Annotated in this window: 10 protein-coding genes; all 10 read right to left on the reverse strand. The window is 68.2% G+C overall.

What is annotated here, in order from left to right:
* Positions 1-63: 63 nt before the first annotated feature.
* Entirely contained in the window at positions 64-747 is a 684-nt protein-coding gene (locus AB4Y91_RS13000) for a DivIVA domain-containing protein (RefSeq protein ID WP_441418874.1), read from the reverse strand.
* Between the two features lie 150 nt (positions 748-897).
* Positions 898-1,206 (reverse strand): YggT family protein, encoded by a 309-nt coding sequence (locus AB4Y91_RS13005; protein WP_441418875.1) that lies wholly within the window; start codon positions 1,204-1,206, stop codon positions 898-900.
* 150 nt (positions 1,207-1,356) lie between these two features.
* Positions 1,357-1,887, reverse strand: coding sequence for a cell division protein SepF (locus AB4Y91_RS13010; RefSeq protein WP_175321607.1), 531 nt, complete (start codon positions 1,885-1,887; stop codon positions 1,357-1,359).
* Between the two features lie 101 nt (positions 1,888-1,988).
* On the reverse strand, positions 1,989-2,726 hold the full coding sequence (locus AB4Y91_RS13015) for a YggS family pyridoxal phosphate-dependent enzyme (protein ID WP_441418876.1): 738 nt from the start codon (positions 2,724-2,726) through the stop codon (positions 1,989-1,991).
* Entirely contained in the window at positions 2,723-3,481 is a 759-nt protein-coding gene (locus AB4Y91_RS13020) for a polyphenol oxidase family protein (RefSeq protein WP_441418877.1), read from the reverse strand. The genes AB4Y91_RS13015 and AB4Y91_RS13020 overlap by 4 nt, the downstream gene beginning before the upstream one ends.
* A gap of 129 nt (positions 3,482-3,610) precedes the next feature.
* Positions 3,611-4,825: a cell division protein FtsZ gene (gene ftsZ, locus AB4Y91_RS13025; RefSeq protein WP_175321604.1), complete on the reverse strand. Its 1,215-nt coding sequence runs from the start codon at positions 4,823-4,825 to the stop codon at positions 3,611-3,613.
* Between the two features lie 285 nt (positions 4,826-5,110).
* Positions 5,111-6,013, reverse strand: coding sequence for an FtsQ-type POTRA domain-containing protein (locus tag AB4Y91_RS13030; RefSeq protein ID WP_441418878.1), 903 nt, complete (start codon positions 6,011-6,013; stop codon positions 5,111-5,113).
* Positions 6,006-7,418 carry a UDP-N-acetylmuramate--L-alanine ligase gene (gene murC, locus AB4Y91_RS13035; protein WP_441418879.1) on the reverse strand — a complete coding sequence of 471 codons (1,413 nt, stop codon included), beginning with the start codon at positions 7,416-7,418 and terminating at the stop codon, positions 6,006-6,008. The genes AB4Y91_RS13030 and murC overlap by 8 nt, the downstream gene beginning before the upstream one ends.
* 109 nt (positions 7,419-7,527) lie before the next feature.
* Entirely contained in the window at positions 7,528-8,655 is a 1,128-nt protein-coding gene (gene murG / locus AB4Y91_RS13040) for an undecaprenyldiphospho-muramoylpentapeptide beta-N-acetylglucosaminyltransferase (protein WP_441418880.1), read from the reverse strand.
* Positions 8,656-8,661: 6 nt separating this feature from the next.
* A complete protein-coding gene (gene ftsW, locus AB4Y91_RS13045; RefSeq protein WP_441418881.1) occupies positions 8,662-10,176 on the reverse strand; it encodes a putative lipid II flippase FtsW in 1,515 nt (504 codons plus the stop codon).
* Positions 10,177-10,178 lie beyond the last annotated feature (2 nt).

Consider the following 10,178-nt stretch of genomic DNA (forward strand, 5'->3'; position numbering starts at 1 on the left):
ATGCCAAAAGCCGGTGGCCGAGGAGTCCTCAGCCACCGGCTTTCAGAATACTTGTAAAACGTCCTAGTTGGCTTCGACCTCGGGGGCCGCAACCGAACCACGGGCGTCCAGGTCACGCAGCTGGCCTTCGATGTAGGCCTTCAGACGGGACCGGTAGTCGCGCTCGAAGCCGCGGAGCTGCTCGACCTTGCGTTCCAGCACGGAGCGCTGCTGCTCGAGGGCACCCAGGATCTTGCGGGACTTTTCCTGCGCGTCGTTGACGAGGCTGCTGGCTTCGATCTGCGCTTCGGCGATGATCTTGTCACGCTGCTGTTCGCCGTCGGCGACGTGCTTGTCGTGCATCTGCTGCGCCATGGCCAGCAGGCCGGCAGCGGACTCGGCGGACGCGGTGGCGGCGACGGGGGCCGGGGCTGCTGCCGGAGCGGGAGCCTTCTCAGCTTCCTTCTTCTTGGCGGCGGCGGCTTCGGCGGCCTTTGCCTCGGCTTCTGCCTTGGCGCGGTCTTCCTTCTCGGCCTTGACAGCTGCCGGCACCTTCTCCACGACGGGAGCGCCAGCAGCGGAGCTGGCGGCCGTGCCGGAACCGGCTTCGGCGAGCTTCTTGCGCAGCTCGTCGTTCTCCTGGTTCAGGCGTCGCAGTTCAACGACGATCTCGTCCAGGAAGTCATCAACTTCGTCCTGGTCGTAGCCTTCGCGGAACTTGGTCGGCTGAAAGCGCTTGTTGACAACGTCTTCTGGCGTCAAAGCCATCTGGTCACCTCGTTGGTCTAGTTAGTCAGTAGGCCTTCCGGCCGTCAAAACTACGGTACCTAAATATGGTCTGGTTCCTCTAATTCAACACCGCAGTGTCAAACCGGAGTTTTTATCTTTTGTGGCAAGCGGACCGGGTCCGTTGCCGGATTACGTGGCGATCGGCTGCGCGTAGGTGAAGTACCTTGCGAAGCCCATGGCCACGGAGACGGCCAGGAAGAGCACCAGGAACGCCAGGTCCAGCGAGATTCCGCCGAGCCGCAGCGGCGGGAGGATCCGGCCAAGCAGTTTGAGGGGCTTGTCTGTGATTGAGTACACAGTGTGGGCGGTGACAAGCGCCACGCCGCGCGGACGCCAACTGCGGGCGAACATCTGAACCCAGTCGAAGATCAGGCGGATGATCAGGGCGACAAAAAAGAGCAGCAGTGCGATATAGACAAGTCCGAAAACAATTCCCATGAGTTAACTCATATCTCCATGATCATTCCGGATACCGCAGTGTCCTGACAGTGGTTGCGCATCCATTCCAACACGTCTATTCCAACACGGAAACCTCAGCACGGATGCCAGGCAGGTACCCCTGCCTGGCATCCGAACGGGAATCCTGGGCTAGCTCTGGTTGAAGAAGGCGGCCTGCGTCTCGCTGACCTTCTTGTCGTCACCGATCACTTCGACGTACGACGGCGAGAGCAGGAACACCTTGTTGGTCACTCGCTCGATGCTGCCGCGCAGGCCGAACACCAGACCTGCGGAGAAATCGACGAGGCGCTTCGCGTCCGCCTCCCCCATGTCGGTGACGTTCATGATGACGGGGATGCCGTCACGGAAGCTTTCACCGATGAGCTTGGCGTCGTTGTAGGACCGCGGGTGGATCGTGGTGATCTGCCGGAGGCCGGTGGTCTCTTCGCGGCTGGCGGCCGCTCGCTTGATGGGTGTCACGGGTGCGCGGTATTCCTCTTCAGCGGCGTAGGGCTCTTCCCTGGGGGCTTCGCGGACGGGTGCCGGCGCGCGGCGCTCTTCGCGGTCGTGCTCCATGGAATCGTCCTCATCCTTGTGCGGTGTGTGATGCTCGGACTCGTAGTGTTCGTCGCCATCAGCGAGCCCAAGATAGATCATTGTCTTGCGCAGACCGCCAGCCATGGTCGACTCCTAATCGTGTCCGTATGGGGGCCGCTTAGTGACTCGACAGTTCTGGAGTCACTTCATTGGAATCCCCGCCATTACCTTCCAATACGTTGAACCTACCGCAAGGCCGGGCGCGGACCGAGAATATCGGAGCCTATTCGAAGGTGTGTCGCCCCGAACCGGATGGCCGCTTCGAGGTCCTGGCTCATTCCGGCGGAGATGGCCGTGGCCTGCGGATGGTCAGCGCGCAGCCGAGCGGAGATTTCCGCCAGCTTTTCGAACGCCCCCTCGGGCGCCGCACCCAGCGGCGCCACGGCCATCACGCCGGCCAGCCGGAGTCCGGCCGCCGCGGAGAGCTGTTCGCCCAGGGCCGGGACGTCCGAGGCCAATGCGCCGCCACGGTGGCCGTCGGCGTCCTCGTCCAGGCTGACCTGGATGAAGCACTCGAGGTCCCCGCGGCCGGTTCGATCCTGCTCCGCGCGTACCGCCTTGGCCAGGGCGTCGACGAGTTGCGGCCGGTCCACGGAATGCACGGCGTGGGCGTACTTCACGACGGATTTGGCTTTGTTGCTTTGCAGCTGGCCGATGAAGTGCCAGCGCAGTTGCAATTCCTGCAGCCGGGCCGCCTTGTCCGCTGCTTCCTGGTCGCGGTTTTCGCCGACGTCGGTGACGCCGAGGGCGGCGAGCCGCGCGACATCCTCGGCCGGGTGGAATTTGGTCACCACGATCAGCTGCGGCGCGGCGTCCCTTCCGGCGTCGGCCGCCGCGGCGTTGATCCGTTGCCGCACGGCGTCGAGCCGTTCGCGGAGCTGATCGAGGCGCGGATCTCCTGCCGCTGCCGCCGGCACGGTCATTTGGCTACTCCGGCAGCTTCGTCGCCGGTCCAGACCAGGCCCGCAAACCGGCCCGTGCGGCTGTTGCGCCGGTAGGAGTACAGGCCCTCGTCCTCGCGGGTGCAGCCGCCGGAGTATTCGACGGCGACCCCCTCGGCTTCGAGCTGGCTGCGGACCCCGGCCGGCAGGTCCAGCCCCGGGGTGCCCTGGGCGGTCGTGCACCAGGCCGCCGGGACGATTGCCGCGACGTCCGCGCGCATGGCTTCCGGAACCTCATAGCAGTTCCCGCAGATGGAAGGGCCGATCCAGGCACCGATGTCCGCGGCTCCCAGAGCACGCATCCGCGCCACCGCGGCCGGCACCACACCGGCGGCCAGGCCCGGCCTTCCGGCATGTACGACGCCGAGCACCGGCTCCGCGGGGCCGCCCTCTCCCACCAGCACGATCGGCACGCAGTCGGCCACCATGACCGCCAGCGGCTCCCCGGTGGAGACCATGGCGTCGGCGGTTGGCGCATCGGCGGTGGCCGCATCGGCGTGCGCTGGGCCGGAGGCCAGGGCAGTGCCGGCGCTGGAGATGAGGGCCACCTCGCTGCCGTGGACCTGGTTCATGAACCGGAAGCGGCGTGAGCCGAGCCCGGCGGCCCGCTCGAGCATTTCCCGGCGCCGGCGCACCGCGGCCGGGTTGTCCCCGACATGGAGCGCCAGGTTGCCCGCCGCAACGTTGGTGAAGGCCGCCCAGACACCGGGCCGCACCTCAGCTCGCCAGGAGAACACTCAGCACACCGCCACTTCAGGAACCGGAAACATTGAAAAACCCATACCAAACACCGTAACCCCGCCAAAGCACCATGGCACCGCCGGAGGCAGTGCCATGGTGCTGATTGCTGCTTCTTGGACCGATGCCTACTTCAGGAAGTCAGGCACATCCAGGTCGTCCGAGTGGCGGCCGGAGAGATCCGGTTCGACGACGGAGGGCAGGTCCACATCAAAGCCCGAGTCGGCCGGCACGGCCGAGGGGCGCTGCTGGCCCCAGTTGCTGAGCCCGGACGCACCGACGCCGGCGTGCAGCGGCTGGACCGGCGCGGAAGCGGGCGCCTGGGCCGGAGCCGGGGCGGGAGCGGCAGGGCGGGCCGGAGCGGGCTGGGACTGGTCCATCGACGGCGAGGTGGCCTTGACGTCGTCGAACCCGGCCGCGATGACGGTCACGCGGGCTTCGTCGCCGAGGGCGTCGTCGATCACGGCGCCGAAGATGATGTTGGCCTCCGGGTGGGCCACTTCCTGCACCAGGCGGGCTGCCTCGTTGATTTCGAACAGGCCCAGGTCCGATCCGCCTTGGATGGAGAGCAGGACGCCGTGGGCGCCGTCGATGGAGGCCTCCAGCAGCGGCGAGGCGATGGCCAGCTCGGCAGCCTTGACGGCGCGGTCTTCGCCGCGGGCCGAACCGATGCCCATGAGCGCGGAACCGGCACCCTGCATCACGGACTTGACGTCCGCGAAGTCAAGGTTGATCAGGCCCGGGGTGGTGATCAGGTCGGTGATGCCTTGGACACCGGAGAGCAGGACCTGGTCGGCGGAGCGGAAGGCGTCCAGCACAGAGACGTTACGGTCGCTGATGGAGAGCAGCCGGTCGTTCGGAATGACGATCAGGGTGTCGACCTCGTCGCGCAGGGCGTCGATGCCGGCTTCGGCGGAGCCGGCGCGGCGTCGGCCCTCGAAGGTGAACGGACGGGTGACGACGCCGATGGTCAGCGCGCCGAGGGAGCGTGCGATGCGGGCCACGACGGGTGCGCCGCCGGTGCCGGTGCCGCCGCCTTCGCCGGCGGTCACGAAGACCATGTCGGCGCCACGGATGACCTCTTCGATCTCGTCGGCGTGGTCCTCTGCTGCCTGCCTGCCGACCTCAGGATTCGCACCGGCTCCCAGGCCGCGGGTCAGTTCGCGTCCGACGTCGAGCTTGACGTCTGCATCGGACATCAACAGCGCCTGCGCGTCCGTGTTGATGGCGATGAATTCGACGCCGCGAAGACCGACCTCGATCATGCGGTTGACTGCGTTCACGCCACCGCCGCCGATGCCGACGACCTTGATGACGGCCAAGTAATTCTGCGGAGCTGCCACGTTACGTGTCCCTTGTTCGTGTTCTATTGCGAAAACTGATGGAGTCGAGCTTGAGGCTTTGAACCTTAACCTTCCAGTTGAAGGTTATAGTTATGTCAAGTAACTCATGTCTGTGACGCTATTTCCTATCCAGAGGACATTCAATAACCGGCTCCGCGTGTCGCGGTAATACCGGGGAAATGCCGTCCGTTTCTGCTTTTTTGCTGCCTGGTGGCTGCGCCGGGTCCCGGCGGATGCACCATTTCCACTATCGCCCGCGCACGGCGCGATGTAAGTGATGGAGAGCTATCGGGTGACCGGGTGCCGGGGCACGCTGACGTCGTAGATTGCCACTGGGTTTTTGGGATCCGCGGGCGCCTTCAGCAGGGCCGTGAGCACCCTGGCTTTCAGCTCCTTCTCCCCCGCGTTGCCCCAGACGATCGTCTGGCCGTCCACGAGTTTGAGTTCCACGGCGTCCACGGACTTGGCCGAGGCATCGGAGAGCCGGGCCAGGACGTCCGGCGGGAGCGCCCCGAGAACCCCGGTGATGGCGTGGAACAGGTCCTTGGGCAGCGCGCCTCGGCCACTTTCGATGACCGGAAGCTTTATCGAAGCCGGGTCCTTGGCCTTTCCGAGCTGCACGCCGTCGACGTCGACCAGCTGGTACACCTCGGCCTGCTTGACCAGAGCCACCGGGACGCGCTCGGTGATTCGGACCTGAAGCGTGGACGGCGGCCGGGCCTGGGTGGTGACGGCTTTGACCTGGACCAGGGGCTGCAACAGCCCGCTCACTTCCTCATCGCTGATCTGTGTCAGGGGCTTGCCCTGAAGCGGCGCCAGGGCGGCCTTGACCTGTTGCGTGCTGAGGATCCGGTTGCCCTCCACGGTGACGGTGTGAACGGCAAGCCACGGCGAGTACACGGCCGCTGCCACGATCCCTGCGATGAGCACCGCAATTGCGGCCACCGTCGTGAGGATGATCCGGCGCCGCCGTTTGGCCTTCGGTTCGGGAAAGGCGAGCACATTGCCGCGCCGAGGCTGCGGCGTGCCGGCCCCGGCCGGGTCTCCGGCTGGGGCCGTGCCGGCGGAAGAGGTGCCTGCGTGGTCCGCCTTGGACGCCGAGATGACGTCCTCCTGCCCTGCCGCCGGCCGGCCGGAGGCAGACCCGCGCGGGCCGGTGGGGTAAGGGGGCCGGCGCGTGCTAGCCACCGGGCGCCTCGACCGTCAACGCCTCGACGATGAGCGGGCCGTAAGCAGTGACGTCGCCCGCGCCGGCCGTGAGGACGATGTCCCCCGGAGCCGCGGCCTCGAGCACAGCCTTGACAGCCTCGTCGCCGGGGCCCACCAGCCGTCCGCCCCGGCCGAGGTGGTCCGCGATCAGCTGGCTGGTAACGCCGGGAATGGGATCTTCCCGGGCCGGGTAGATCTCCAGCACCAGCGCGGTGTCAGCGGCGTTGAGGGCCTCCGCGAACTCGAGCGCGAACTCCCGGGTCCGGGAGAACAGGTGGGGCTGGAAGAGGACGTGGACCCGGTGTTCGCCGGCCACCGAGCGAGCCGCGGCGAGGGCCGCCCGGACCTCAGTGGGATGGTGGGCGTAGTCGTCGTAGACGCGCACGCCGCGGCCCGCGCCCTTGAATTCGAAGCGGCGTGAGGCGCCGGAGAAGTTGGCCAGCGCGCCGGCGGCGGTTTCCGGGGCGATACCGAGTTCGAGCGCCACCGCGAAGGCCGCGGCGGCGTTCAGCGCGTTGTGCCGGCCGGGCACTTGGAGTTCGACGGCAAAGCGGCCTGCGGGCGTCGAGATCCAGACGTCGCCCGGTCCGCCGTCGTGCAGCCTCACGTCGGCGTCCGCCGCGGTGCCGTAGAGGAGCACGCGGGTGTTGCCCCGGTCCCGGGTGCGCAGCGCGAGGGCGCGGGCGCCGTCGTCGTCGGCACAGGCCACCAGCAGGCCGTCAGCGGGCAGCAGCTCGGTGAAGCGGTCGAAGGAGGCATAGACGGCCTCCGCCGTGCCGTAGTAATCCAGGTGGTCCGGCTCGACGTTGGTCACGACCGCGATCTGCGGGCGGTAGTTCAGGAACGAACCGTCCGATTCATCTGCTTCCGCGACGAAGACCGGGGAGGTTCCGGTGGCCGCGTTGACCCCCAGGGCGGGGACGTTGGCGCCGATGGCGAAGGACGGGTCCAGCCCGGCGCCCTGCAGGAGCACCGTGATCATCGACGTCGTGGTGGACTTGCCGTGCGTGCCGGCGACCGTGACGGCCGTGTCCTGCGCCATCGTCGCGGCCAGGGCCTCGGAGCGGTGCAGCACTGGCAGCCCGGCGGCGCGGGCGGCGGCCAGCTCGGGGTTGTCCGGGCGGATGGCCGAACCGGCGACGACGGTCTGCGCGTCGCCCAGGTTTGCCGGGTCATAGCCGACGGCGATCCGCGCGCCGGCCGCGGCGAGTTCGGCCATCACCGGCAGGTCTTTGGCGTCGGAGCCGCTCACCGGCACGCCGCGGGCCACCATGATGCGCGCGACGGCGGACATCCCCACGCCGCCGATGCCGATGAAGTGCACGCGCCCCAGGGAGTCCTGGGTGCGGACCGCCGGCGGGGTGCCGTTCTGGGCCTGGGTCATTGCTCTACCGCTTCCTGCCTGCTGTTCAAAGTGCTCGGTCGTTCAAAGTGCTCGGTCGTTCAAAGTGCTCGGTCGTTCAAAGCTGCTGTTCCGGCCGGTTCTGTCCTGGTCACGGAGTTGCGGCGGTGCTGGCCGGGGACTGCGCGGCTTCGAGGACCAGGGCGGCCATCCGCCGGTCTGCGTCCCGGATGCCGAGCTGTTCCGCGGCGGCGGCCATCCGGTCCAGCCGGGCGGGCTCACGCAGCAGCGGGATGATGTGGCCGGCGACCCAGTCGGCGTCGAAGGCGCTGTCTTCGACCAGGAGCGCGGCGTCCGCGTCGACCAGGCCGGCGGCGTTCAGGGCCTGCTCGCCGTTCCCGATCGGAAGCGGGACGAAAACGGCCGGGACGCCGACGGCGGCGACCTCGCAGACGGTTGCGGCGCCGGAGCGCCCCAGCAGCAAGTCGGCGGCGGCGTAGGCCAGTTCCATGCCGTCGACGTACTCCACCTGGCGGTAGCCGGGCGCGGCCAGCAGCTTGCCCTGGGCATCATGGACGGTCTTGCCCCGCCCGGTGATGTGCAGGGTCTGGATGCCGGCCTCGGCCAGGGCCGTGACAGAGGCGGCGACGGCGCGGTTGATGCTCTGCGCGCCGGAGGAGCCGCCGGTGACGATCAGGGTGGGCTTGTCCTGTTCCAGGCCGAGGGCCGTGCGTGCGGCCTCGCGGGCCGCCGTCCGGTCCAGGCCCGAGATTTCGCGCCGCATCGGCATGCCGACGTGCCGCGCCCCGCGCAGCCGGGTCGCGGCGAAAGCTACGGCCACATGCCGGCTGAGCCGGGCACCGACGCGGTTGGCGAGCCCGGGCCGGGTGTTGGCCTCGTGCACCACAATCGGAATCTTGCGGCGCCACGCGGCAAGGTACAGCGGCGTGCAGACGTAGCCGCCGACGCCAACGAGGACGTCTGCCCTGGCTTCGTCGAGGATGGCGCCGGCCTGCCGCACGGCGCCGGCGAGCTTGCCGGGGAGCCGCAGCAGTTCGATCGAAGGTTTGCGTGGAAACGGAACCCGGCTCACCGTGGCGAGCTCCAGCCCCGCGGCCGGGACCAGGCGGGCTTCCATGCCGCCGGGGGTGCCGACGGCGAGGAGTTGCGCCTCGGGCCGGACCTCTAGGATGGCGTTGGCGATGGCCAGCAGCGGGCTGATATGCCCGGCAGTGCCGCCGCCGGCGAGGACGACGGACAGGGACGACTTGGTGTTCATGGTGGGCTAGGTACGCTTCCGTGCGGGATTCTTGGGGGCGGGGGTCCTGGTGCCGGGCTTCCGGCCGGGCGAGCTGGCTGTAATCGGTCCGGCGGCCGGCCTGGCAGCCGGGGCCTTGGCAGACGCCGCCGCGGCCGGACGCCTGGCAGCGCTCCTGGCCCCCGCCCGCTTGCGGAGTACTTTGGCGAAGCCCGCAGGCCCGAACTTGAGCATCCCCTTCGGCTGCATGTTCGGCTCCATCTGGGCCCGGGCCAACGACAACACTACGCCGATGGCACATAGCGACATCAGCAGGGCCGAGCCGCCGTAGGAGATAAACGGCAGCGGTACGCCAATAACGGGGAGCAAGCCGGTGACCACTGCCATGTTGACGGTGGCCTGGCCCAGCAGCCACACCATAATCGCGCCGGCGAGGACGCGGTGGAACAAATCCTGCTGGGCCACCACGACGCGGTAGATGGCCGTGCCCAGGACCGCGAACAGGACCAGGACCACGACGGTGCCGATCAGGCCAAGCTCTTCGCCGATGATGGCGAAAATGAAGTCGTTGTGGGCCTCCGGGATCCAGCTGTACTTCTGCCGGCTCTGGCCCAGTCCGACGCCGAACCAGCCGCCGGAGGCCAGGGCGTAGAGGCCGTTGGTGGACTGGTAGTTTACGTCCGAGCCGTCCGCGCAGGTCTGTCCTGTCCAGGACAGGATGCGGCAAACCCGGTTGGGGCTGGTGATGGCGAGCACCACCGTGCCCACGGCCAGGACCACACCGGCGATGCCGAAGAGGTACAGCCGCACCCCGGCGAAGTACAGGGCGGCGGCCGTGATCATCATGACGATCATGGCCGTGCCGAGGTCGTTGCCCAGCAGGATCAGGCCGATCACCGCGGCCGCCCCCGGGAGCACCACGGGAATCAGGGCGTGCTTGGCCTGGTGGAGGAGCTTGGCCTTGGCGTGCAGCACCGTGGCCATCCAGAGCGCCAGCGCCAGTTTGGCCGCCTCGGAAGGCTGGAAGGTGATACCGCCGACTTCGATCCAGTTCTGGTTGCCCAGCGCGCTGCGGCCCACCAGGAGCACCAGGACCAGCAGGACGAGCGCCCCGAGGATGGCGAACCAGGCGATGCGTTTGAGCCACACCACGTTCACACGGGACAGGACGAACATGACGAAGACGCCGATGGCCGCGAAAAGCCCCTGCTTCAGGGCTGCGGAGTAGGGCGACTCCCCTGCCGCGATCGCCTCCACGCTCGACGCGGAGAGCACCATCATGATGCCGATCGCGGTCAGCGCGAGGGTGGAGCCGAGGATGAGGTAGTACGTGGAACCGTTCCGGGACTTGCCGGTGCCTTCCAGTGCCGACCAGAAGCCGCGGTACCAGCCCCGGACCCGGGCTGCGGGTGTTGGAACCGGTCCGGCGGCCGCGGCTCTTGTGCTCGCCGTCCGAACGGGTGTCCTGGCTGTATTGCTGCTTGGTTTACTGCCTGGGGCGGCCGTCCGCGCCGCGGCGGGACGGGTGGGCGTGCTGACCATTG

The organism is Arthrobacter sp. YAF16, from assembly GCF_052113385.1.
Classification (GTDB): Bacteria; Actinomycetota; Actinomycetes; order Actinomycetales; family Micrococcaceae; genus Arthrobacter.